The organism is Pseudomonas coronafaciens pv. oryzae str. 1_6 (assembly GCF_000156995.2).
Classification (GTDB): domain Bacteria; phylum Pseudomonadota; class Gammaproteobacteria; order Pseudomonadales; family Pseudomonadaceae; genus Aquipseudomonas; species Aquipseudomonas tremae.
The window spans coordinates 655652-680737 of record NZ_CP046035.1; the positions used below are offsets into that span (position 1 = coordinate 655652).

At 60.6% G+C, this 25086-nt stretch carries 21 protein-coding genes; 3 read left to right on the top strand and 18 right to left on the bottom strand.

Annotated features, from left to right (window positions below; translation table 11 throughout):
• Nucleotides 1–20 precede the first annotated feature (20 nt).
• The 16 genes from fis to cpaB form a co-directional block, all read right to left on the bottom strand.
• Nucleotides 21–341: a DNA-binding transcriptional regulator Fis gene (gene fis / locus POR16_RS02980; protein WP_005888657.1), complete on the bottom strand. Its 321-nt coding sequence runs from the start codon at nucleotides 339–341 to the stop codon at nucleotides 21–23.
• Nucleotides 338–1351: a tRNA dihydrouridine synthase DusB gene (gene dusB / locus POR16_RS02985; protein WP_005888658.1), complete on the bottom strand. Its 1014-nt coding sequence runs from the start codon at nucleotides 1349–1351 to the stop codon at nucleotides 338–340. Before dusB ends, fis begins: the two co-directional genes overlap by 4 nt.
• A gap of 317 nt (nucleotides 1352–1668) precedes the next feature.
• The gene (locus tag POR16_RS02990; RefSeq protein WP_005888659.1) at nucleotides 1669–3009 is read right to left on the bottom strand and encodes a DUF3426 domain-containing protein; all 1341 of its coding nucleotides are present in this window, start codon (nucleotides 3007–3009) and stop codon (nucleotides 1669–1671) included.
• Between the two features lie 24 nt (nucleotides 3010–3033).
• Nucleotides 3034–3912: a 50S ribosomal protein L11 methyltransferase gene (gene prmA / locus POR16_RS02995; RefSeq protein ID WP_024670345.1), complete on the bottom strand. Its 879-nt coding sequence runs from the start codon at nucleotides 3910–3912 to the stop codon at nucleotides 3034–3036.
• A 137-nt stretch (nucleotides 3913–4049) separates the two neighbouring features.
• Entirely contained in the window at nucleotides 4050–5393 is a 1344-nt protein-coding gene (accC, locus tag POR16_RS03000; protein WP_005888662.1) for an acetyl-CoA carboxylase biotin carboxylase subunit, read from the bottom strand.
• Between the two features lie 17 nt (nucleotides 5394–5410).
• Nucleotides 5411–5872 (bottom strand): acetyl-CoA carboxylase biotin carboxyl carrier protein, encoded by a 462-nt coding sequence (gene accB / locus POR16_RS03005; protein WP_005888663.1) that lies wholly within the window; start codon nucleotides 5870–5872, stop codon nucleotides 5411–5413.
• A gap of 76 nt (nucleotides 5873–5948) precedes the next feature.
• Entirely contained in the window at nucleotides 5949–6401 is a 453-nt protein-coding gene (gene aroQ, locus POR16_RS03010; protein ID WP_005888664.1) for a type II 3-dehydroquinate dehydratase, read from the bottom strand.
• A 129-nt stretch (nucleotides 6402–6530) separates the two neighbouring features.
• The gene (locus POR16_RS03015; protein WP_005888666.1) at nucleotides 6531–8315 is read right to left on the bottom strand and encodes a protein-disulfide reductase DsbD; all 1785 of its coding nucleotides are present in this window, start codon (nucleotides 8313–8315) and stop codon (nucleotides 6531–6533) included.
• A 99-nt stretch (nucleotides 8316–8414) separates the two neighbouring features.
• The gene (locus POR16_RS03020; RefSeq protein ID WP_005888667.1) at nucleotides 8415–8684 is read right to left on the bottom strand and encodes a DUF3613 domain-containing protein; all 270 of its coding nucleotides are present in this window, start codon (nucleotides 8682–8684) and stop codon (nucleotides 8415–8417) included.
• On the bottom strand, nucleotides 8681–9421 hold the full coding sequence (locus tag POR16_RS03025) for a tetratricopeptide repeat protein (protein WP_024670340.1): 741 nt from the start codon (nucleotides 9419–9421) through the stop codon (nucleotides 8681–8683). Before POR16_RS03025 ends, POR16_RS03020 begins: the two co-directional genes overlap by 4 nt.
• A gap of 30 nt (nucleotides 9422–9451) precedes the next feature.
• Nucleotides 9452–10339: a type II secretion system F family protein gene (locus POR16_RS03030; RefSeq protein ID WP_005888675.1), complete on the bottom strand. Its 888-nt coding sequence runs from the start codon at nucleotides 10337–10339 to the stop codon at nucleotides 9452–9454.
• A complete protein-coding gene (locus tag POR16_RS03035) occupies nucleotides 10340–11224 on the bottom strand; it encodes a type II secretion system F family protein (RefSeq protein WP_005888678.1) in 885 nt (294 codons plus the stop codon).
• Between the two features lie 19 nt (nucleotides 11225–11243).
• Entirely contained in the window at nucleotides 11244–12500 is a 1257-nt protein-coding gene (locus POR16_RS03040) for a TadA family conjugal transfer-associated ATPase (RefSeq protein ID WP_005888680.1), read from the bottom strand.
• A complete protein-coding gene (locus tag POR16_RS03045) occupies nucleotides 12500–13690 on the bottom strand; it encodes a CpaE/TadZ family protein (RefSeq protein WP_005888681.1) in 1191 nt (396 codons plus the stop codon). Before POR16_RS03045 ends, POR16_RS03040 begins: the two co-directional genes overlap by 1 nt.
• A complete protein-coding gene (locus POR16_RS03050; protein WP_005888683.1) occupies nucleotides 13687–14937 on the bottom strand; it encodes a type II and III secretion system protein family protein in 1251 nt (416 codons plus the stop codon). The genes POR16_RS03045 and POR16_RS03050 overlap by 4 nt, the downstream gene beginning before the upstream one ends.
• Nucleotides 14938–14957: 20 nt before the next feature.
• A complete protein-coding gene (gene cpaB, locus POR16_RS03055; protein ID WP_005888685.1) occupies nucleotides 14958–15914 on the bottom strand; it encodes a Flp pilus assembly protein CpaB in 957 nt (318 codons plus the stop codon).
• Nucleotides 15915–16232: 318 nt separating this feature from the next.
• On the opposite strand from cpaB, the gene POR16_RS03060 reads away from it, so the two are divergent.
• Together POR16_RS03060 and POR16_RS03065 are read left to right on the top strand one after the other, a co-directional pair.
• A complete protein-coding gene (locus POR16_RS03060) occupies nucleotides 16233–16460 on the top strand; it encodes a Flp family type IVb pilin (RefSeq protein ID WP_005888688.1) in 228 nt (75 codons plus the stop codon).
• A 42-nt stretch (nucleotides 16461–16502) separates the two neighbouring features.
• Nucleotides 16503–16910, top strand: a complete 408-nt coding sequence (locus POR16_RS03065; protein ID WP_005888690.1) for a response regulator — start codon at nucleotides 16503–16505, stop codon at nucleotides 16908–16910.
• Between the two features lie 145 nt (nucleotides 16911–17055).
• Here POR16_RS03065 and pbpC read toward each other — a convergent pair whose 3' ends face one another.
• Nucleotides 17056–19404 carry a peptidoglycan glycosyltransferase PbpC gene (pbpC, locus tag POR16_RS03070; RefSeq protein ID WP_005888693.1) on the bottom strand — a complete coding sequence of 783 codons (2349 nt, stop codon included), beginning with the start codon at nucleotides 19402–19404 and terminating at the stop codon, nucleotides 17056–17058.
• Between the two features lie 95 nt (nucleotides 19405–19499).
• On the opposite strand from pbpC, the gene POR16_RS03075 reads away from it, so the two are divergent.
• Entirely contained in the window at nucleotides 19500–19793 is a 294-nt protein-coding gene (locus POR16_RS03075; RefSeq protein WP_005888694.1) for a hypothetical protein, read from the top strand.
• 166 nt (nucleotides 19794–19959) lie between these two features.
• Here the strand turns inward: POR16_RS03075 and POR16_RS03080 are convergent, their stop codons facing one another.
• Nucleotides 19960–24909, bottom strand: a complete 4950-nt coding sequence (locus tag POR16_RS03080) for an alpha-2-macroglobulin family protein (RefSeq protein WP_122381212.1) — start codon at nucleotides 24907–24909, stop codon at nucleotides 19960–19962.
• Between the last annotated feature and the right edge of the window lie 177 nt (nucleotides 24910–25086).

A 25086-nucleotide genomic window follows, 5' to 3' on the forward strand; every position in this document is an offset into this window, starting at 1 on the left:
CCTTTTCTGTTTTGAATGCTTTAAAGCAGATCGTACTGTTTGAGTTTCTTGCGCAAGGTGCCTCGGTTCAGGCCCAGCAGCTCGGAGGCTTTCGTCTGGTTGCCCTTCACGTAGTTCATCACGCTTTCAAGAAGTGGCGCCTCGACCTCCGACAACACCAGGTTGTAGACGTCAGTGACGGATGCGCCTTCGAGGTGGGCGAAATAATTGTGCAGCGCCTTCTCGACACTTCCGCGCAGGGTCTGACCCTCTTCGCTCGGCGTGTTGAGGTGCTGTTTCAAATTGACATTGTCGCTCACGGGTGTTGTTCCACTCACTAAAGTCTCGGTCATCAACGTCATGCGGCCACCTCTTTATCATTCTGGTTATCCGGGCCCTTGCAGCCTTGGCTGAAGAACTCCCGAACGTTGGCGCACTGTGCATCTGTATCGTCCAAACGATTGAAACGGGCGCGGAACTCTCTGGCGCCCGGCAGGGTTGCGAGATACCAGCCGACGTGTTTGCGCGCAATGCGCACACCCATCACGTCTCCATAGAACGCGTGAAGCGCTGCCAGATGCTCAAGCAGAATGCGTTCCACTTCACTCAACTGCAGGGCCGGAAGTGTTTCTCCGGTGAGCAGATAGTGTTCTATCTCGCGAAAAATCCAGGGACGCCCCTGAGCGGCCCTGCCAATCAACAACCCGTCTGCGCCGGTGGCCTGAAGCACGCGCCGGGCCTTTTCCGGTGAATCGATGTCGCCATTGGCGAAGACCGGGATCGACACCGCCTGCTTGATCGCGGCGATGGTGTCGTATTCGGCTTCGCCGGTGTAAAGGTCGGCACGGGTTCGCCCATGTACCGCCAGCGCCTGAATACCTGCCTGCTCGGCAATTTTCGCCACTGTCAGGCCATTGCGGTTGTCGCGATCCCAGCCGGTGCGGATCTTCAGCGTTACCGGCACATCCACCGCAGCCACGACGGCCTGCAGGATGTCATTGACCAGTTGCTCGTCTTTCAGCAGCGCCGAACCCGCCGCCTTGTTGCAGACCTTCTTGGCCGGGCAACCCATGTTGATGTCGATGATCTGGGCGCCCAGTTCGACATTGGCACGCGCTGCGTTTGCCAGCATCTGCGGATCACCTCCGGCGATCTGCACCGAGCGTGGCTCGGGATCACCTTCGTGGATCATGCGCAGACGCGATTTGCGGCTGTTCCACAGGCTCATGTCACTGGTGACCATTTCCGACACCACCAGACCGGCGCCGAGTTGTCGGCACAGCTGACGGAAAGGCTGGTCGGTGACGCCCGCCATCGGGGCGAGAATCAAGCCGTTATGCACTGTATATGGGCCGATGCGTACTGCCGACATAGCCTTACCTGTAGTGGAGGCCAAATCATCCGCAGGCCGTGTAAAAAACCGTTTCACCCGGTCTGCAACGGCCTGTCCAGCCAGCCGTCTGCGCCACTCCCGAATCGAACCGAGAGTTTGAAAAAGGGTTGGCATGATACCCGCTCTCGATGACTGGATAAAGGCTGAATTGGATAAAATCTGAACAGTTCTTTTGCAGGCATCCGCCGCGCATTTTCGGTGCATCCAGAGGAAAAACTTCGGCGATCGTGCAGGCTTCCGGTGAGCAGAGCGCCTTTTTCAGTTTAGACGCTGTGTGTCTCTTCGGCGTAAAGCACTCATTCGGGAGAGCGGAAGTTCAGGCTGTAATTCACCGCTTTGGCGCCAGGATCAAGGATGTCCAGCGCAATATGGATTGGCGTCTGCGGTGGCATCTCCTCTTTGCCGGCCATTTCACCGCTCAGGTATTCGCTGGGCTTGAATCGACGACTGGCAATCAACTGACCGCCGGTATCGGAAAAACGCAGCTCGAGCAGGGGAAAGGGCTGTGAAAACGGCGCACGGTTATAGATGATCGCGTCAACCACCAGAGCTCCCTGGAATTCAGGGTGGCTGCGTACGATGAGGTTGCTGCTCTTGAGCTGTGAGATATCGACTTTCGACGGCACCTTGCAGCCGATCTGCGGGCAGATCTGCTGAAACCACGGTCGATACTGATCCTGGCGCGCGAGTTGGTCAAAGTGATACCAGACGTACTGACCAGCCAGCCCTGCCAGCGCCAGCACTACCAGCAAGCCCCAGGCCAGACGGCGGCCCCAGCGGGGTTTGGGACGCTGCCAATCCAGCTGCAGCGGGTCATCGCTGAGGTCCAGAAGTGTCTGATCGCGAACCGCAGGCTCGTTGCGTCCGCGTTTGCTGCGCGGGTCCGGCTCTGGCTCGTGGTCGTCGTCATGGGGGGCATCGTCTTCGTCGTCATCCACAGCTGACCAGCGTTCAGCTTTCTCGGCTGGCGGTGTTTTGCGCGAGATGATGACCGGCATGTCTGGCTCGTCGTCGTCCAGGTCCTTGTCGAGGCTCAGGGATGGCTCGGTACGGTCCCGGTCAGCAGGCGACAGAGGGGCCGCATCTTCGGTCGAATCGCTGTCGGGGATGACTTCGGCGTGCAGCTCTGGCAGATGTTCGACGTCGTCGTTGTGCAGTGTGTCAACCCAGGCCGCTTCTTCGGTCTGATGGGTATCGCGCTTCGCGCTCAGGTTCACCGGCTCATCGTCGACCTTGCTGACCGACCGCCCAAAGGTGTCGGGGCGGCGTGTTTCTCGCCGTTCGAGGCGCGCCAGCTCTTCGTCCAGGTTCAGGTTGTCGAGGTCCATTTCGCTGACCTGCCAGGGGTCGTCTTCCTCGACCGCTTTTTCCGGTTCGGGCGCACGTTCCGGAATCGGCACTGGCTCGTGCTCCGGAAGGGGCTCTGGGCGAGGTTGCTCGAGCACGACCGGCACGCTGGCCGGTGGCGCTTTTTCGGAGTCATCGATAGCACGCTGTTCCAGCAACTGCCGGGCGGCGTTGAAAACCTGCAGGCAGGCTCCGCAACGCACTACGCCCCGGGCCACGCTCAGTTGAGCGTGACTGACTCTGAAACTGGTCTGGCAGTGCGGGCACTGGGTGACAAAACTGTCGGTCATGCGGCTGTCCGGTTGAAGCGGCGGTTAACGGCGGCGTCCCGTGATGCGTACCCAGCCATCTCGGTTTGCGATCGGGTCCAGATCAAAGCTGTCAGCATAGGCCGCAGCGACTTCTTCACCTTGTTCGGCGAGGATGCCTGACAAAGCCAGGCGACCACCGGTCCTGATCAGCGTTGCCAGTTGTGGTGCGAGAGAAACCAGCGGGCCAGCCAGAATGTTGGCGACCAGCACATCAGCCTGCTGAGGCGGCAGGTCTTCGGGCAGGTACAGCGGGAAACGCTCGGCAGCGATGTTGTTACGTCCGGCATTGTCGCGAGAGGCTTCCAGCGCCTGAACATCAATGTCGGTGCCGACGGCCTGCTCGGCGCCCAGCAGCAGCGCAGCGATGGCCAGAATGCCCGAGCCGCAGCCGAAATCCAGTACGTGGCAGCCCTGGAGGTCCTGGCCGTCCAGCCATTCGAGGCAGAGGGCGGTGGTCGGGTGCGTGCCGGTGCCGAATGCCAGGCCCGGGTCGAGCAGCAGGTTCACGGCATCTGGTTGTGGCGCAGCGTGCCAGCTAGGCACGATCCACAGGCGCTGGCCGAAACACATGGGCTGGAAATTATCCATCCAGCTGCGTTCCCAGTCCTGATCTTCGATGACTTCGGCGCTGTGTTCAGGCAATTCTTCCCCGGTCAGCAGGCTCAGGTGCGCCAGCGCCAGTTGCGCGTTGGTGTCGGCCTCGAACAGGGCGAGCAGGTGAGTGTGCGTCCACAGCGGCGTGGTGTTGAGTTCCGGCTCGAAAATCGGCTGGTCTTCGGCGTCCATGAAGGTCACGGACACGGCGCCGACTTCAAGAAGCGCATCTTCGTAGGTTTCGGCTTGTTCTGGGCTGATGGCGAGGCGGACTTGCAGCCAAGGCATGGCGGATTACCTTCGATCTGAATATGAGTGCGGCTGACAGGGCCGATATGGCCGCAGGAAGCGGGCAAGTTTACTGCTATGCGCTGCAAACAACAAAGCCGCATCTCTGCGGCTTTGTCGTTTTGAAACACACTGGCTTATTGATTGGCCAGTTTGTGCTCCAGGTAGTGGATGTTGACGCCGCCTTCGCAGAAGCCTTCATCGCGAGTCAGATCACGGTGCAACGGGATATTGGTCTTGATCCCGTCAACCACGATTTCGTCCAGGGCGTTGCGCATGCGTGCCATGGCTTCTTCGCGGGTCGCGCCCCAGGTGATCACTTTGCCGATCAACGAGTCGTAGTTGGATGGCACTTTGTAACCGCTGTACAGGTGCGAGTCGACCCGTACGCCATTGCCGCCTGGGGCATGGAAATGCTTGACCAGACCTGGGCTCGGCACGAAGGTTTTCGGGTCTTCGGCGTTGATCCGGCATTCCAGCGCATGGCCCTTGATGACGACGTCATCCTGGGTATACGACAGTTTGTTGCCGGCGGCGATGCTGAGCATCTCCTTGACGATGTCGATGCCGGTGACCATTTCCGAAACCGGATGCTCCACCTGAACGCGGGTGTTCATTTCGATGAAGTAGAAGCGGCCGTTCTCGTAGAGGAACTCGAAAGTGCCAGCGCCACGGTAGCCGATATCGACACATGCCTTGACGCAGGCGGCGAGTACGTCCGCACGTGCCTGTTCATCGATGAACGGTGCCGGTGCTTCTTCCAGAACCTTCTGGTGACGGCGCTGCAGCGAGCAGTCGCGGTCGCCCAGATGAATCGCCTGGCCCTGGCCGTCGGAAATGACCTGGACTTCCACGTGGCGCGGGTTGGTCAGGTATTTTTCCAGGTAGACCATCGGGTTGCTGAACCAGGCAGCCGCTTCGGCGCGGGTCTGGGCAGCGGCTTCGATCAGGTCTTCTTCGCGATGAACCACACGCATGCCGCGACCACCACCGCCACCGGCGGCCTTGATGATCACCGGGTAGCCTACTTCGCGACCGATGCGCAGAGCGATTTCTTCGTCTTCCGGCAGCGGGCCGTCGGAACCCGGAACGGTCGGTACGTTGGCCAGCTTCATGGCGTCCTTGGCAGAAACCTTGTCGCCCATCAGGCGGATGGTTTCTGCTTTGGGGCCGATGAAGGCAAAACCTGATTTTTCGACCTGTTCGGCGAAATCGGCGTTTTCTGCAAGGAAACCGTAGCCAGGGTGGATCGCCGTAGCGCCGGTAACTTCAGCGGCCGAGATAATCGCCGGAATGTTCAGGTAGGACAGATTGGCCGGTGCCGGGCCGATGCAGACTGTTTCGTCCGCCAAGCCCAGGTGCATCAACTCGCGATCTGCCGTTGAGTGTACAGCGACGGTCTTGATGCCCAATTCTTTACAGGCACGCAAGATGCGCAAGGCAATTTCGCCGCGGTTGGCGATCAGAACTTTTTCCAACATCGCAGGCTCTCCCCGGATCAAACGATTGTGAACAGCGGCTGGTCGAACTCAACCGGCTGACCGTTTTCTACCAGGATAGATTCGATTACGCCGCTGGCTTCTGCGGTGATGTGGTTCATCATTTTCATCGCTTCGACGATGCAGATGGTGTCGCCTTTCTTCACGGTCTGGCCGACTTTGACATAGGCAGGCGAAGTAGGCGCCGGGGTCAGGTAGAAGGTACCGACCATAGGCGACTTGACCACAAAACCGTTCAGTTTCGGAGCCGATGGGGCTTCTGCAGCAGCCGGCGCTGCAGCGGCAACAGGTGCTGGTGCAGCGACTGGCGCGGCAACCGGGGCAGGTGCGTAGTAAGGCTGCGCCGGAGTCTTGCTGTGGCGGCTGATCCGCACGGATTCTTCGCCTTCACGAATTTCTAATTCGTCGATGCCGGACTCTTCCAGCAATTCGATCAGTTTCTTGACTTTGCGAATATCCATTAATCAACTCCCAAGGTTCTGTTAGGGCTTTTGGCGACCGGTTCAAGTCATGCGGCACAGCCTGAGGCTGTACTCGTCATGGCTTGGCGCTAACGGCCAATTGTTCCAGGGCGGCTTCCAGAGCCAAGCGGTATCCGCTGGCGCCAAGGCCGCAGATCACTCCTACAGCGACGTCTGAAAAGTAGGAGTGATGGCGGAAAGGTTCGCGTTTGTGCACGTTTGATAAATGCACTTCGATGAATGGGATGCTCACTCCCATCAGCGCGTCACGTATTGCAACGCTTGTGTGCGTAAAAGCGGCCGGATTGATCAAAATGAAATCCACACCTTCGTCGCGGGCGGCGTGAATGCGGTCGATCAGTTCGTATTCGGCGTTGCTTTGCAGGTACATCAGATGGTGACCGGCATCGCGAGCGCGCTGCTCCAGGTCCTGGTTGATCTGGGGCAGGGTGACGGTGCCATAGACCCCGGGTTCCCGAGTGCCCAGCAGGTTCAGGTTGGGCCCGTGAAGGACCAGGATAGTCGCCATCGCGTGTTCCTTTTATTGTCTGCGAGCTGTTTACGCCCGGCGACTATGCCGGAAGGGCAATGGACTGTCCAGTTAACAACAGTAGCCAGCACGATGAGCGATATTCGCGCAAAGTTTGTGACTGGCCTTTTAGTTTTGGTCATTTGCGCTGTTGAGGCGCTCTATCAGCCCTGCAGCGTCGATTTCGCCGACGATCCGAACGGAGGAGAGTTCTTCGCCGTTTTTAGCGAAAAACAGCAAGGCCGGCGGGCCGAACAATTTGTAGCGGTCGAGCAGTGCGCGCTGCTCTGAGGTGCTGTCGGTCATGTCGAAACGTATCAGGCTGTGCCCCGCCAACTTGGCGACGACGTCAGGATCCGGCAGAACTTCGTGTTCGATGACCTTGCAACTGATGCACCAGTCGGCGTACCAGTCGAGCAGCAGCGGCTTGCCTGCGCTTTGCGCTTCCTGCATGACGCGGTCCAGTTCGGCTGAAGTGGTTACCGTCTGCCACTGAGATGAGGTCGAGGCAACTGCGCTGTTGTTTGTGGTGGCGTACTCGCGGCCCAATGGGCGCATGGGGTCAGTCTGCCCGGAAAGCGCGCCATACCAGCAGGCGAGCGCGTAGACCAGTAGCGCCAGACCGAGCAATTGAGCCAGTTTTTGCTGCGTGGTCTTTTCAGTGCGCTCCAGTGCGCCGAGAAACAGGGCAACGCCTGCCGACAGCAGACCAACCAGCAGCAGGGTGATTTGCCCCGGCAGCACGCGACTCAGCAGGCCGATCGCCAGACCGAGCAGCAGCACGCCGATCGCATTCTTCACCGTCACCAGCCAAGGGCCGCTTTTCGGCAGCCATGTGGCTCCACCCGTCGCGATCAACAGCAGTGGCGCACCCATCCCGAGCCCCAGTGCAAACAGTTTCAGCCCGCCACCAATGGCATCGCCGCTGGCGCTGATGTACAGCAGAGCGCCGGCCAGCGGGGCCGATACGCATGGCGAAACCAGCAGGCTGGAGACCACGCCCAGTACGGCTGCGCCCCATAATGAACCGCCTTCAGTCTTGCCGGCGATGCGGTCCAGGCGTGAGCTGATCGACTGTGGCAGGCGCAGCTCGAAAGCCCCGAACATTGCCACGGCAAAAATCACGAAAAACGCTGCAAACGGCACCAGCACCCAAGCCGATTGCAGACGCGCCTGCAGATTCAGGCTTGCGCCGAATACGCCCATCAGCGCGCCAAGCAGTGCAAAACAGGCTGCCATTGGCAGCACGTAGGCCAGCGACAGGCTGAGGCCGCGCAACCCGCCGACCTGGCCGCGCAGCACCACGCCTGACAGAATCGGCAGCATCGGCAGTACGCAAGGGGTAAAGGTCAGGCCTACGCCTGCGAGGAAAAACAGCGCGAGTTCTTTCCAGCTCCAGGTGTTGGCTGGAGCTGGGCTGGAGACTGCCCCGGCCGGGCTTGCAGCCACATCACCGATGCTCAGGCGTTCGGTTTCCGGCGGGTAACACAGGCCCTTGTCGGCGCAGCCCTGATACGTCACCGCCAGTGTGAAGGGCCGCTGTTCGCCGGGTTTGCGTGGCAGATCAATGTCGAGAATGCCGTGGTAGACCTCGACATCGCCAAAGTATTCATCGTGCTTCTGTTCACCTTTGGGCAGTTGCGCTTCGCCCAGACCAATGTCGGCCGGTTCGGTGCGGAACTGGAAGCGATGGCGATACAGGTAGTAGCCGTCGGTGGCGACCAGCCTCAGCTTGATCGATTCCGGTGTGGTTTCGATCAGGCTCAGCTGAAAGGCCTGACGCACAGGCAGGAAGTCCTTGCTGTTGTCTAGCGAGCCACCGCCCAGCGTTGACGACGGGCGACTGTCCAGCAGACCCGCTGCGGAAACAGGCAGGGCCAGGATCAATAACATCAGGCATAACAAGCGACGCATGGCAGTCTCGAGTCTCGAAAGTATGCGCATGATAACGGAGTGCCCAGCAACCTGCCGAGCGCAGGTTGTAAGGTGCAGTGTCGGGGGTAAACGGACAGGCTATTTGCTGCCCGAGGAAAAACTGCCACCAGCGTCCTGTTCGTAGAATTCCGGGATTTTGTTTTTATACGTGTCAAGCCAGCGTTGCAGGCTCAGGTCGCGCTCCGCCGCCGTGGCAGCCTGCGGTTTAGGTGATGCAGCCTTGCCGCTGGCCTGCAGTTGCAGCCAGGTTTCAGTCTGTTTTTGCTCGGTAAGTGGGCGCGCGTCGTCGTTGGCCAGCGTGTTGCTTGCGCTCAGCAGCATGGCAATGCTGACAATCAGGCTTCTCATGGTTGTACTCCTGTTGGCTGGCGAACATGCTGCTCAGGCAGCGCTGGGTCTGGGCCGGCTGAGGCCAGCGGTGGGCGCAGGTTCTTTTTCAGTTTTTCGGCGCGGGCCTGTGCATCGGTGATCTGCGCGGGTGTCAGCCCTGATCTGGATGCCAGCTCGGCGGCTTGGGTCCAGTTGTTCTGGTAGATCAGAAGGGTGGCGAGGTTGACCGCCGCCAGCGGGTCAGACTGTTTAAGCTCCATCGCGGTCAGGAACTGAAAGCGCGCCTGCTCCAGTTGCAACTGATTGAGGTACACCACACCCAGATCATTGCGGATCTTTTCGTCGGTTGGCTGCAGTTTGCTGGCTTTGAGCAAGTGCTGCTGAGCCGACACGTTGTCGCCTCGGGCTGCCGCCAGTTGCCCCAATCCATGTTCACCTTGCGCTGCCCGGCAAGTACCCAGCAGGCTGCGATACAGCGGCTCTGCTTCATTGCTGCCCAGCAGCCTTAATACGCGAGCCTTGCGCAGACGCACCTCGCCGAGGCTGTCCGGCAACCCTTCCAGGTTGGCCAGGCTGGCGTGCAGGCGCCCTTCGTCGGCCATGTTCTGGGCCAGATTCAGGGCGAATTCCTGATCGGAGGTGAGCTTGGGGCACACGCTGGCTTGTTGTGGCGATGCCTGTGCCCACAGTGCCCGACCGTCGCTGGCACAGCCGCTCAGCGCGAGGATGCCGATAACCGCAATGGCTGCTTTCAAACCTTTTACTCCTTGTAGTGGCGACGCAGCTTACATACCGCCCAATGCGCGGCTGATAGCGATAAACCCCGGACCGGCCAGCACAATCAGCAAGGCGGGGAACAGAAACACCATCATGACCATCGACATTTTGGCTGACAGCTTGGAAATGTATTCCTGCAAACGGGTCAGGCGTCGATCATCGATCAGTTGCTTGAGCGTCAGCAGCGATTTCAGGGCGCCTCCGCCCTGATGAATCAGTTGATTGAGGATGATGCAGGTGTCGCTCAGTTCATCGACGTCCAGTAGCGCTGCCATTTTGCGCAGCTCCTCGCCCAGCTCCAGCCCGGAATCTACCCGTGCCAGGACCACGCGGATTTCTTCGGACAGCACCGGCAGCAGGTCCTTGCCCTCGTTGCTCAGCACGCGCAATGCCTGTTCGACGGCCATGCCTGACTCGAACAGGATGCGCAGCAGGGGAATGAACGTGGAAATCTCAACCACTATCTGCTTCTGCCTGCGTTTGGCGACCGCCGCGAGAGCCCGCTTGGGCAGCAGATACCCGGCGCCCAGCGCAAAAACCGGCGCTATCAATGGCTGCTCGATATTTTTGAAAAACAGCAACTGGCCCAGTGCGACGACGCACATCAGACCGATGGGCACGCCAATCTGGCAGGCGGCGAACAGCGAACGTTTTCTCGCGCGTCGCCAGCCGATACGGTTGAGTAATACCTGGGTTTCCGAGTCAAGGCTGATACTGCGCTGGCCAATGCGCGTGTCGCCCAGCAGCCGCAAAAGGCTGCCGATACGGCTCTCACGCACCACTTTTCCTCGCAGGCGTTGCGCCACCAGACGCTCGTTGCGACGTCGCCGGGCCAGGCCGGACAACAGAAGAAAGGCTGCAGCGGCGAGCATCAAGGCACTGAACAACAGCTCCATTCAAATGCTCCTCAGCATGCGCCACAACATCAGACAGCCCAGCAGTTGGAGGGCAAACGCCATGCTCAGCAGAATTCGTCCACTGCCGTCGTTCCACATGTGCATCAGATAGGCCGGGTTCACGGCCATGAAGTAGCCCGCCATTCCTACTGGAAGCAAGCCCAGCACCAGTGCCGTCATGCGCGTTTCTCCGGTCATGGCGCGTAGTTGGCGACTGGCCTGTTCACGGTCGCGAATCAGCCGGATCAGGTTCTCCATCAGCTCGCTGGCATTGCCCCCATACCGATGGTTGACCCGCAGCCCGAGCGCGAACAGGTGAAATTCGTCGCTTTCGTACAGTTCAGCGAAATCCCTCGCAGCATCCGGCAGGCTGACCCCCAATTGCACGTTGCGCTCGATGCGGCTCATGCCCTCCTTGAGTGGCTGGTTTGCCGCTGTGATACCAAAAAGCACCGCATCAGCGAGGGTCCTGCCTGATTTCAGACTGCGGACGCTATGGTCAAGCAATTGCGGCAGTTGCTCGATCATGCGCCGCACGCGTACGCGCGACCGCCAGGACACGAACAGACGCAGGCCCAGAGGAACACCGACCAGCGCACAGCCCGCGCCAATGCCGTCGGCCATCGCGTAGCCGATCAGAATCAGCAGCGCATAAAGCGTCAATGCCAGGCCCATGCGTTCGGTCGGCAGGCCCAGCCCCGCGCGGATAAAGGCCCGGTCTAGTCTGGCCCAGCCGGGCTTCTCGACCACAGGCTCGATCTGCCCGGCGGTCAGGCGTCTGCGGACCCGTTCCTTGGCATCCTGATTGAGCGCCAGATAGAACATACGGACAGAGGCGATCAGCAGCAGGAGGGAAATCACACCCAATATCAACGATGCTGTCACGAGGCCTCCTTTGGCGAGCTCAGTAGCCCGGCCGCAGCTTGTCACCGGCGGCGTGGGCGGCTTCGCGCATGAAACTGACCCCCGTGCGGCGATCCAGGCGAAACAGCGTATTGGTGACATAGATGTCATCACGCACGCCGACTACTTCCACCACCTCGCTGACACAGCGTCGACCATCTGGCAGCCGGGTCAACTGGATGATCACGTCCAGCGCCGCGCAAACCATTTGCCGGAGGGTCTTTTCCGGGATCAATCGTCCGGTCAGGCCAACCAGGGTTTCCAGACGCAGCAGGGCATCCTGAGCATTGTTGGCGTGAACCGTGCTCATCGAACCGTCGTGGCCGGTGTTCATTGCGGTCAGTACATCCAGCACTTCGACACCGCGGATTTCGCCGAGGATGATGCGGTCCGGGCGCATCCGCAGCGAGTTGCGAATCAGGTCGCTGGCACGCACTTCGCCATGCCCTTCGGCATTCGGCGGGCGTGTTTCCAGGCGCACCACGTGCGGGTGGCTGAGTTGCAGTTCGGCCACGTCTTCGATAGTTACCAGCCGCTGATGGCTGTCGATCAGCTGGCTCAGCACGTTGAGCATGGTGGTCTTGCCGGTGCCGGTGCCGCCGCTGACCAGAATGTTGCAGCGCTTGCCGACGGCTTCCTGGAAGAATTCGAAGATCGGTTGGTCGATGGTCTGCATGGCCACCAGATCAGCGCTTTTGAGCATGTCCTTGCGAAACTTCCGGATCGACAAACAAGGACCGTCCAGCGCGATAGGCGGGATGATAGCGTTGACCCGGCTGCCATCCGGCAGGCGGGCGTCGACCATCGGCGATGATTCGTCCAGCCGCCGCCCGAGGGGCGCGAGGATGCGCTGCATGACGCGCTCGACATGATGCGAATCCATGAAGCGCAGGTCCGTGTGGTGCAACACGCCGTCACGTTCGACGAACACCTTACTCGGCCCGTTGACCAGTATTTCCGTAACCGAACTGTCGCGCAGCAGCACTTCCAGCGGGCCGAAACCGGTCAGTTCGTCGACCAGCTCTTCAGCCAGCCGCTCCATTTCATAGCGAGAGATGGCCAGCCGCAGACGGGCGACATACTCGGCAACCTTGTCGATGACAAACTGCGCAAGCGCCGGACGCGAACCTTCAAGCAGGTTTTTGCCGCTTTCTTCGATGCCGTCGATGATGTAGCGGTGCAGTACCAGTTTCAGGCCTTGTCCGCCATCGTCCTGGCCCGAAGAGCGAGAGGACACGCCAAACAGTTTTTCCGCCATTATTTGCTCCTCCACAGCCGTGCGAGCCAGCCTTGACCGGTTTGTACCTGGACGTCGGAATGACGCGCCAAGTGTTCGCCGAGGCGCCGCAACCCGGAACACAGGGCGTCGCGCGACGCCAGTTCGAATAGGGTAACGCCCTGATTTTTGGCGTTGAGGCGCAACTCGGGGGCGAGCGGCAGTACGGCCAGCACCGGCAGGCCGAAGGTTTTGGCTACGGTTTCCGAGTTGGGCGCGACCGAGCGCTGATAGCGATCGACCAACAGGCCGGCATGCTGCATTTTCATGCCTTTTTCGCGCCAGTTGTTGAGCACCGTAAGGTTGCGCCGACAACCCAGCACGCTCTGGTCGGCGTACCACAGCAACTGGTCGCAATGGCTGACCAGCGAGCGCAGCGCCTCGCTGTCCGGTTGGCCCACCAGGTTCACCACCACATGCTGAAAATGCTGGCGCAGTGCGCTGAGCAGCATATAAAGCTCTGCGGCGCTGGATTGCTCCAGGTGATCGTCGGCTTCGCTGTAGGCCAGAATCCGCAGTCCGCTTTCGCTGGTGGTGAACGCACTGTCGATCAGGGTGGCATCTAGCCTGCGTAAGTGGCGCAGGGCGTCGCCGAAGCTGAATGTCGACTCGAGACCCAGCATTTGCAGGCTGTCGCCGCGCGGCAAACCGAGGTCCAGCAGCAGCGTGCGTTGCCCGGTCTTGTGTACCACCATCGCCAGGTGCGTCGCGATCAAGGCCCCATCGTCGTCACTTTGTGCGCCATACAGCACTGACAGGCCGCTCATGTTCGGGTTGGGTGTGACGGCGGGCAGCCGCTTGCTCAGGCGTCGGACCAGCCCGGCGACCTCGCTGGACCGCGAGCCATAGGCCACGAAGTCGCGAGCGCCGGCGCGCATGGCGTTGAGCACCAATTGGTTGTCCATGCCGTCGCCCAGCGCAACGATTGCGAGCATCGGCTTGGCTTCCAGTGCGCTCTCGATAAGCGCGCTCTGAGTCATCAGGTGTTCGCGGTCCAGGCCGACGAACACCACACTGGCAAAGGTGACGTCCACCAATGCCAGCAGGTCGTCGAGGCTGCCGGTTCCTGCGCTGACTACCTGACCCAGCGAGCCCAGTGCGCTTTGCAGCCACTCCAGATCGGTATTATTGCGGGTGATCGCCAGAAACGTCTGGCTCAGGCTCTGGCTCATTGGGACAACCCGTCGCGGCGATCAAAGTCGCCGTTTTCCAGAAAGTACAGGCGCGGGAAGCTTGGGTCGTAATTACGCAGGCTTTCACCGGGCAGCGAAGGCAGGCGAGCGTCGACAGCCAGCGGCTGCACAAGATGCGGGGTGACAATCATCAGCAGTTCGCGCTCATCGCGCTGGATTTGCGAACTGCGAAAAAACGCGCCGAGAATCGGGATATCGCCCAGCCCGGGAAACTTGTCGACCGAGCCACTGTTGCTGGAGCTGATCAGCCCGCTGACCACGAAACTTTCGCCATCGGCCAGCGCAATACTGGTGTCGGTACGGCGGATATTGAGCGCCGGTACGGTGGTCCCGGAAATGGTGATGCCGGCGGAAAAGTCCAGTTCACTGACTTCCGGGGCGACCTTGAGCAGAATCCGGTCGCGTCCCACGACGGTCGGTGTCAGGGTCAGGCGCACGCCGAACTCCTTGTACTCGATGGAAATGCCGTTGCCCTCGCCATTGGGGACCGGCACCGGGAACTCGCCACCGGCCAGGAAGCTGGCGCTCTGACCATTGAGCGCGACCAGGCTGGGGCGCGCCAGCGTGTAGGCATAGCCGCTGTTTTCCATGGCGTTGAGCATGCCCAGCACCTTGCTGCTGCCGCCTCCCCAGACGATATTGAAATTGCTGTTGTTCAACGGAATGCTCGGCCGCGTACCACTTACCGTGCCGGGGGTGACGTTGACACCGGGAACCGTGCCGGGCGCGCCGAACAGAAAATTGTTCGAACCCTTGCCGAAGATCGAGGTGCTGGCTTCCTTGAGCTTGGTGCGGCTGACTTCGATGAAGCGGATATCGGTCTGCACCTGGCTGGGTAAATTAGCGTCCGTGGACGGTGCGGCGAGGGTTTCGACCATCGATGCCGAGGCTCTGCCACGCACAAAGACCATGCTCTGACGAGGAGCGCTGGAACAGGCGGTCCACACCATCAGACTGGTCGTGCCCTGTGCAACGCCGGTCAGCAGAAAGCCGTCACTGTTGCTGACGTGTACGTCGGCGACTTTCGGATCACCCACCGCAATGCGCGTGATCGCCACAGGAGACTGCACGTTCTGTTGAATGCCCTGGTCGATTTCAATGGCGGCCGGCATCGCTGCAAGCCCGTTGCAGCTGCCTGATGCAGCCCAGGCCGAGGGCGCCGACAGGGCGATAATCAGCACACCCAGAAATCCGGGCTTTATAACGGGCACGGAACAACAGCTCATTAAATGCAATCCTTGCTCAATCAGGGAGTTTGTTGCGTGATCTGGTTGCCGCGTATGACCTCGACGGCCCGGGGCGCGCGCGTTACGGCGCCAGACGCTGGCGTACCGGGCGTGCTCAGGCTCAATTGCCTGAAGCCGACCAACTGTCGGTTGGCGGAGTCCAGCCGCTCGGCCACGTCGCTGCTGCCGGGCTCGGCAGACCAGTAGTTCTGCAGATTGCCTTCGTCGGCACTGCGCACTGCAAGGCGCAGGACGCCGGTTTGCGAGGCGAGCATCAGGCGGCTCACCAACGCTTCCGGCACGGCGACGGTCACAGTTCGTGCGTTGGCGCGCAGTTGTTCCTGTCTCAGACGTTCGTCGGCGCTGATGTTCTGTACCGGCTTGCCATCGTGGTCGGTGCCAAGCAGCCCGCCGATGCCGAGGATTCGCAACGCAGGTACCACCACTTGGCTGGAGCGATTTGGGTTGAGCGTGTCCTCAGGCAGATACAGCAGCACATCCACGTAGTCGCCGGGGCTGAGTTGACCGGAAGCGCTGATCACTTCGTCCACCTGCAAGGCCAGCGCCCGCTCATAAGGGCGAATCATCCGTGCCAGAGTGCCTCCCGCGTCAAAGCTGCTTTCGCTGAGCCAGGTTCCGGCGTTCAGCGTGCGCCAACTGCTGCGTCCGACGAGACGCTCAACGCTGTCGAAACTGCCAGGCGGTGCGACCTTGAGCCGTTCGATCACCACGTCATCCGCCGTAATGGGTGTGTAAGCGGGGATGTCCCGAGCGACCACCACAACATTGTGACGCAGTGCATCTTCAACAGGCTGTGGCGCAGGGGCCTGTGGGGCTTGTTCGGCGGGTGAAGGTGCTGACTGAGTGACGGCAGCGGGCACTTCAGCTTGCCTGCTGACAACAATTCCCAGATACCCGGCGATCAATGCGCCCAGCAAAAACAGCACAGCGAGCACCATGGTGATACGACTGCTCATGGCAACTTTTCCTTTGTCATTGCAGGACACTCTTGAACCGGCGCATCAACTTTGTAACAGCAACGGTAAACGGAATACAGGCTTTTGTGTGACGGTAGCTCATTGTTTAAAAAGCGCCATAGTGCTTTGGTATAAAAGGTTTTTTTCTGATGGGAGGGCGTCAGGAGTGCCTGTTTACGAGGTCATGTCAGGGTTATAACTTTCGGGTTAATGCTTTTTTGTAATTGTGGGTTTGGCGATTGCAGACAATGCTGGCGATGCAGACGTTTTCGCATGTGTCATGCATGTTCGCGCCTCGGAGGCGCAAGGAGAAACAAGATGTTCCTTACCAAGATGTATGTAGGTGCCTATACCCGAGTCAGGTTTTTTCTAAAAGACCGTGAGGCTGCTTCGGGTATTGAATACGCGTTAGTCGCGGCAATGGTTGCAGTGGCATTGATTGCTTTTGTTCCGGGTATCAGCTCAAAGGTCGGCGATATCTTTACGAAAATTGAAACTGCCTTGACGCCACCCAAGACAACATCCTCCACACCCGCCGGGGGGTAGTTTATGATCATGGTTCTGAGATCATTTTGTTGAGATAACCACATGGCTCTCCATCCCCCCCGCCAGCAGTTGCTTCTGGTTGACGACGAAGAGGACGCTAACGAAGAACTGGCAGAGCTGCTCGAAGGCGAGGGGTTCTGCTGTTTCACGGCGTCTTCGGTGAAGATGGCCCTGCATCAGTTGACCATTCATCCGGATATTGCGCTGGTGATCACCGACCTGCGGATGCCGGAGGAGAGCGGCATCCAGTTGATAAAGCACCTTCGCGACCACACCTCGCGGCAGCACTTGCCGGTTATCGTCACCTCTGGCCATGCCGACATGGACGACGTCAGCGACATGCTGCGTCTTCATGTGCTCGATCTGTTCCGCAAGCCCATCTACCACGTCCGGCTTCTGGAAACCCTCAACAACCTGTTTCCCGAGACGAAGATCTTTCAGGTTCAGTAACGACAGGCGCCACGCACTACGCTGAAGAGCGGGCGCGATGGTGTTGTCCCTGACACCTCTCGTTCCTCACGCTTAGCGTGGGAATGCCCTTCGTGACCCTCTGCGTCACACCCGTCTGCGTCGGCTGGCCGTCTGAGTATGGCGCTCACTCCACCACGCTGAATTCAACGCGCGCGGTCTGGCCGCTTTCGTCCAAGACGCTCAGTTGGTAGCGACCCGGTTTGTTCAGCGTCGGTGTGAAATCTTGCCGGGTGTCGGTGTCCGCCATTGGCGTGCCGTCGATGAACCACCAGCGCCGACCGCTGCCGCCCAAGGCCGAGAGTTTCAGGCGCAAGGCCTGACGACTGGCGGCGGGCAGGCGCAGATTGTCGCCTTCGCGCACGCCGACGATGCTCAAAGGCGGGGCCATGTTCAGGTTCTGCGGCGGGCAGTGAGGGGCGGCCGGCGGCAATCGTGCTTCGCGACGTTCTGCTCTGGGCAGCCAGGGCTCCAGGGGTGCAGGCCACAGCGCGATGTCCTGTGGCTGGGCATTCGGGCAACCGGCTCCTACGCGTAACCCCTCGGCATTGACCCAGATACGTTCCTGCAAACCCAGCCCCAGCGGTTGGTCGGCTGCTTGCAGGGTGGGCGGCGTGGTGCCATCCAGTGTCCAGGCAAAGCGCTGGCGACGGCAATTCGGATCGCTTTTGCTCATCGGCTGACCCAGCGGCCAGCAGATCGCTGCCACACCAACATTCAACGGCACCGGCTGAACCGGCGCTGCGATCCCGCGCTGGCTGTCGCGATTGACCAATACATCATGGACCTGAAGCATCAGCGGCGCTGCGGACGCCAGTCCAAACTGTCCCGGCACCGGCGTACCGTCCGGCCTGCCAATCCACACGCCCACCAGAAAGCGCGGCCCCACGCCAATCGCCCAAGCGTCACGGAAGCCGTAGCTGGTGCCGGTCTTCCAGGCCAGTTGCGGACGCTGTACTAACTCTGCACGCGGATCGATGTCCGGACGCGACTGGCCGCTGAGAATACGCCGGATGATCCACGCCGCCCCTGGCGACATCATGCGCCGCTCGCGTAGCCGGTCCTGTGGTTGCAGTCGAACGTCGGCACTCCTGCCTCCTCGGGCAAAGGCGCTGTACCCCGTCACCAGATCCTCCAGCCGGCTGCCTGCGCCTCCCAGAATCAGCGCCAGATTGGGCTCGGCCAGTGGTGGCAGGGTCAGCGGCACGCCGCCGTTGCGCAGCTCGGCGGCAAAGCGTTTCGGCCCATAAACTTCCAGTAATTGCACGGCAGGCAGATTGAGGGACATCGACAGCGCCGAACTGGCCGCCACCGGCCCGCCAAAGCCGGTGGAAAAGTTGCCAGGCCGGTAATCGCCATAGCGACGCGGCACGTCCTGCATCAATGATTCAGAGTGGATCAGCCCGGCGTCCATTGCCATGCCGTAGAGGAATGGCTTGAGCGTCGAGCCTGGCGAGCGCAGTGCGGTCACCATGTCTACATGCCCGAAGCGCCTTGCGTCGTTGATGTCCACCGAGCCCACATAAGCGCGCACTGCCATGTTTTCTGCCTCGACCACCAGAATCGCCGCCGAGGTACGCTCCGGCAGCCGGGCCCGCCAGCCCATCAGCAAGTCTTCCATGCGCCGCTGCAATGTGGCATCCAGTGTGGTGCGGATCAGCGGCGGGCTGTCTGGTCTATTCAAACGGCGGGCCAGCAAAGGGGCGAGGCTGGGTTCCTGCCGCGGCGCCAGCCACAGCGGCTCTTCCAGCGCCTCGTCCACACTGCCTTGCGGCCATACCTTGAATTCGGCCAGGCGTCTGAGAACCTTGTCGCGCGCCAATTGTGCGCGCTGCGGGTGACGGTCCGGGCGCAAGCGGCTCGGCGCCTGCGGCAGCACCGCCAACAGTGCAGCCTCAGCGCGGGTCAGGTTCTGCGGCGACTTGCCCAGATACGCCCAACTGGCGGCAGCCACACCTTGCAGCGTGCCGCCGAACGGCGCCCGGTTCAGGTACAGGTCAAGGATCTGATCCTTGGATAAATGCCACTCAAGCTGCACCGTGCGCCATAACTGGCGAAGTTTGCCGGGCAGGGTACGTGAATGCGGATCAAGCAAGCGGGCAACCTGCATCGACAGCGTGCTGCCCCCTGAAACAACCCGGGCCCCACTGAGGTTTTGCCAGCTGGCACGCCCCAGCGCCAGCGGGTTCACGCCGGGGTGGCGGTAGAACCAGCGGTCTTCGTAGGTCAGCAGCGCTTCCAGGTAATACGGCGAAACCTGTTCATGAGTGACCGGATAGCGCCAGACGCCGCTGGCATCGGCAAAGCGCCACAGCGGCGTGCCGTCTTCAGCCAGCACGACCCGCGCCAGATCATCCTTGGGTAGCGGCAGTGGCCACACGCGATCAGCCAGCCAGAGCAGCGCGATCAGCAGCAAAGTACCGCCTGCCAGCCATTTGAGTTTTTGCATGAGGCGCAGAAGAAATTCAGGTTTCAACACAAAGAGCCTTTATGATCCACGGAACCTGACACGCCTGGCGACGGCCAAAGCGAGCAGATCATCTTCTTCACGACCCCAATCAGGACGCACATATGCAGGTAGAAGGCTTTTTTGAATGGCTCGGACAAGCCATCGGCGCGGTGATTCGCTTCTTCATCGATGGCCTGGCGTGGCTGTTCAACGGGTTTACCCATGCCGGCGGAAACTTTGTCGACGGTCTGTCGCGTACGCTGGGCATGGACACCTCGCTGATCAGCATCGTTGCGCTGATAATTGGTCTGATGCTGCTGTATTCGGCCGTCAGGGCATTCATGCGTGCTTCGATCATCCTCGGGATCATTTGGCTGGCCCTGGGCCTGTGGTTGCTGAGCTGGATTATTCATTGATGGGTTGAGATTTCACCAGTGCGCTCCCTCTACGGGAGCGAACGTGTTTGCGAAGGCTCTATTGCGACCGGTATATCTTCAGCAGATGTACCGGCCCTTTCGCGAACACGCGAAGCCTCGCCTGGTTCGCTCCCTCAGTTACACATTCGGATAAATAAATTAGCGATCATTTCCCCTTCACTACCATCTGCGCAGGCGTTTCACCCAGAGCCTGCCAGTTCGGGCGATACATCGACTCCACTTGCGGCGGCGGTACGCGGTAAGTGCCGGGCGTGACGGCCCGTGCCAGGTAGAGCAGATGCACGCTGCTGCTGCCGTCGATATCCAGCGCGGCCACGTAGCGATCGCCGCGGTATTCCTGATGCTTGATTCCGGCGTTTTCCATCGAAGCCCGGATGGTCTTCACCTCTTCGCTGGCGTCTTCCAGGCTGGCCGAGCTTTGCGCCAGGTTCTGGTTTTCCAGTTCCAGGCCTGCCGGCAGCAAGTCCACTACCAAGGCATCTGGCACACGCTGCTTTGCACCGATCTCCAGATGCACCAGCACCAGTTGCCCGGTTTTCAACGCGCCGACATTCAGCGGCGCGCCGCTCAGGTTTAGGTATTCTCGACGAATGCTCAGGTTCTCACCGCCGGACGCAGGTGCCTGGGCCGGATAGCCCGAGACCGTCAGCTGCTGATAGAGCGGCTCGCGGGCCTGGTTGTGAACCGACAGGGGCGAGGCCAGCAGAGCGCCATCCAGCTTGAGGCCTGGCTGCTTGTTGCTCAGTTCGCGGGTTTCGGTGCCGCTGGCGATACTTGCGGTCCAGTCCTGCTCCGGTTTGCTCAGCAGGTTACGACCTGCGAGGAACAGCGAGTTGCTTTCCTGAGTGGACAGGTAGCGGTTGGCCGCGACTTCATCGGCCAGGGCAAACAGACGCTCTTCGCGCTTGTCCTTGGCAAGGTCGTTCTCTTCCAGCAATGCAAGAATCAGCGCCTGATCGCGTAGCGAACTGCCATAGTCGGCCAGCCACTCGTTCTTGCGACCAACCGCCAGACCTGCAGTCAGGGCCAGATCGGCACGCGGCTTGTCGCCCATCTTCTCCAGCGCAACGGCCAGCTGCACCAGCGGCAGACCTGAGCGCGCATCGCTGCGGCGGTCGAACAGGCTGCGCAGCGCCGCCAGCGGCGCCTGTTGACTGCGCGACAGCACCAGACCTGCATACGCCTGGACCGCAAAGCGCGTATGTTCGGCGTTCTGGCTGTAATTGACCTGAATCTGCCCTGCATCCTGCAAATAGCGCAGCAGGCGTTCGTTAGCTTTTTTCAGCGCATCCGGCGGCACGGCAAAGCCCTGATCGCGGGCGCGCAGCAAGAAGTCCGTGACGTAGGCAGTCAGCCAGTACTCTTCTTCGCTGTCCGAGCCCCACAGCCCAAAGCTGCCGTTATAGCGCTGCATGCCCAGCAGGCGCTCGATACCGATCTCGACTTTGCGCTTGCGCTCGGCCTCCGGCTCGCCAGTCAGGCCCAGGCGCTTGAGGGTTGCAGCGTCGGCATACAACGACGGGTAGAGGCCGCTGGCGGTCTGTTCCAGGCAACCGTATGGATAGGCTTTCAGTGCCCGGATCTGTTCGCCAAGGTTCAGCGGCGGACGGCTTGACAGCGACAGCAGCGCTTCACGTCCGGCAGGCTCGAAGGCCTCCAGCGCGCCTTCAGGCAGGCTCCAGGGCTGATCATTGAGAGTGGCACGGTAATGTTTGAGCATCGCCGGGTAGGCAGGACGCACGCCGACGGTCCATTCGCGGGTAAAGGCCGGCAGGTTTTCGCCCGGCAGATCGAGGCCTTCTACCTGCACCTTGATTTTGCCCTGACCCAGGCCGCCTTGCGCCAGCACTGGCACTTTCAGGGTGATGCGCTGGCCCTGTTTGAGCTGCAAGGGCTTGCTCTGATCACCCCCAGGGATGCTCAACTGGCCTTCGGCACTGATTTTTACGTCCAGTTTCTGCGCTTTGCCCGACAGGTTCGAAATATCCAGCGCAACGCTGGTCTGGTCGCCACCAGCCAAAAAGCGTGGCGTCGACAGTTCGGCGATGATCGGCGCAGCTACCACAGTTTTCGCTTCGGCCATGCCGTAACGGTCGTCGGTCCAGGCCTGAGCCATGATGCGCAGCTCACCGTTGAAGTCCGGTATATCGACGCTGGCTTCACCTTCGCCCGCCTCGTTCAATGTCACCGGCGCACTTTGCAGCGCGACGATGGTGACACTGGTATCCGGGCGTTTACCGCCCTTGGCCAGCGCATCGCCGCCAAACGCCATGCTGGCAAGACGACCCTGGCCCGCTTCGATCAACTGGCCATAGATATCCAGTTGGTCAGCACCGTACTGCTTGCGCCCGAACAGGCTGGCAAACGGATCGGGCGTTGCATAGCGGGTGATGTTGAGAATGCCGACATCCACTGCCGAAACCAGCACTCGTACCTCTTTGGGCACGCTGCCGTCAGCGTTTTTGGCGACAACCTTGAGCTTGAGCGGCTGTTTGGGACGCATCTTCTCGGGCGCGGTGACACTCAGCGCCAGTTTGCGCTGCGCGCGGTCCAGCGGTAGATGCAGCACGCCCACAGCACGCTTCGGCGTGACGTTGGCCTTGCGCTCGCCGGGACGAATCACCAGTGCGGTGACATACAGGTCATGACGCGTCCATTGCTTGTCCAGCGGGATTTCATACGACTTGCCTTCCGCCGGTACGTCGATTTCCTTCCACCACAGCGGGCCTTCGCTGGACTCGATCAACAAATAGCCCTTGCCCGCGGCCGGAGGCGTAACCGTCACTTTGGCGGTATCGCCATCGTTGTAGGCCGGTTTATCTAGCGCCAGCTTGACCTGATCCGGCCTGACCGCGCCGCCGTCGGTGTTGTCCTGCCAGCGATAGCCTGCCCAGAAGCGCAGGCTGCTGACCATGCCGGTGGACGGGTCTTCCACTTCTACGCGGTATGGACCCCATTCGACCGGGAAGCTGATTTTGGCGCTGGAATCCTTGGCGACAGTGAGGGTTTCCTCATTCAGATTGAGGAATTTCTCGTTGAAATGGTAACTCCAGCCATCATCGGCCGAGTAGTTCCAGTAGTAGTCGCGGCGTTCACGTATCAGCCTGACCTTGACGTTATCAGCGGCCAGCTTGTTGCCCGCAGCGTCAGCCATCACGATTTCGAACTCGGCCGGGCCATCGCCATTGGTCTGGGCTTCGCCCTTTCCGGCTTCGTCGTCGTAATCGTCGTCGCCAGTGCTGCTGCCGAATAGCGCACGTACGCCGGGTAGATGCTCGGCGGGCCAGATTGGCTGCACCAGACGGCGGGTAATCGGACGACCGCCGGACTCCTGCAGGCTGGCCTGCAGAATCAGTTGCAGCGGAGACCTGGCCTGTGCCCATTGGCTCTGCACGGAGAGCGTCGCGTGACCTTCGGCATCCAGTGTGAAGGGTTCAAGCTCCAGGTCGTGCTTGAGGTCTGCTTCGGTGATCGAGCCGAACTGATAGCCCGGCAGTTTGCCCACCGCTTCGCGCAATGGACGGACGTAAACCTGGCCTGTCAGGGTGTTGCCTGAGGCTGGCGCGCCGTACAGGTAGCGCCCGGTGACGTCGAATTGAGGATTTTCAGCTGGCGCGACTGGCTCGTCGCTGCCTTTGAGTTCCAGCGCCAGACGCTCTGGAAGAAAGTCTTCGACCTTGAACTCGTAGAGCTGAGGCTTGCCATCACCGAGGTCGAACACCAGCTGCCAGCGTCCGGTCGGTGCCTCCTCGGCAAGCTGCAATTGATATTGGTAGAAACCATTGCTGTCGGCTTCCCAGACAAACTTGCGGCTCACCTGATCGTCAGGACGGCGAACTTCGACGGTGATCGGTTGTGGTTTGACGTTTTTGCCATCGCCGTCGCGTAGCAGGCCGTTGAGCAGCACGGTTTCGCCGGGGCGATAGAGGTCTCGCGGTCCGAAAATGAAGAATTGCAGCGGATGTGCCTGCGGGCCGGAGATGTCGAACTCGGCCAGGTCCAGCGCCGAGCTGTTCAGGCGCAGCATGCTGGTCTGTTCATCCTTGTGCGCCAGCACCACCGCAGCCCTGGCAGGCAGCGGCAGTTGCGCATGGCCATCGCTGTCGGTCTTGCCCTGAGCGACGACCTTGCCACTGTCGTCATACACATCGACGTTGATATCGCCCAAGGCCTTGCCGCCCTCAAGCGCCTGAGTGAACACATCCAGGCGATTGCTGTAACGATGCACCGACAGACCGATATCGCTGAGGGTAAGCAGAGTGGCCGGTTGCGAGTAGCTGTACGTGCCCGAGGCGCGCATCACCGCCAGGTAGACGCCTGGTTGTTGCAGGGCCTTGATACCGGCAATCGGCAGCAGTACGGTTTCGCGGGTATTGCGCGCGGGCTTAAGGTCGAAACGGCCGCTATAGACCAGATCGGCCATGGGCAGCAGTTCTTCCGAACTGTAGCTGGACAGGCTCGACGCGCCGTCCCATTGGGCAAGGAAGTTCGGCATCGAGTCGGGTTTGACCCGGAAGAACTCGACATCCACTTTGTCGACGTTCAAGGCGATGACCGGCAGACCTTCGGCCAGTCGGGTCGGCAATAGGCTGCCACGGCTGGCAAAGCCGACGGTGGCTTGCAGGTCGCGGGTTTCCAGACGGCTGATGTATTCGTTTGCCAGTCCGGCCTTGTTGACTGCTTGCAGGCCTGCATCGACGGTCAGTACCAGCTTGCGCTGCGGCTCCAGATGGCGCAGACGCAGCTCCATGAGGTTGTCCGACAGCTCCCAGGCGCCATCGACCTTGCCGCTCTTGCTGTCCACCAGATGAAGTTTTTCAGCGAACTTCTGTTCCGGGTCCAGCGGCACGGAAAAGCTCACCGACAGCGCGCTGGCGCCGTCCAGCTGTATTTCCGATACGTCGATGACAGTCAGCTCACGACCCGCGTAACGCTTGCTGAGCGCAGCGAGGTCGACAGCGGGTTTGGGCTTTGTATCGGTGATCGCTGCCTGTTTCGCAGGCGCCCCGGCGGCGGACGGTTTGTCCGTGCTGGAAGAATCACAGGCACTCAGCAGCGCGAGCGCGCAGGCCAGAAACAATCCTTTGTTTAACATGGGGCACTCGTCGGCAGCGGTGGAGAGGAGGCGACTATATAACAGTCGTGATGACAAGTATTACTGTCAGATTCAGCAGTCTATGCCCGGCCGCAGTTGCGCAGAGCGTGGGAAGGGTAGTCGGGATTATCTTTCCTTGCGCTCCAGCACAGGAATGCCTTGGCTGACGCTCTACGT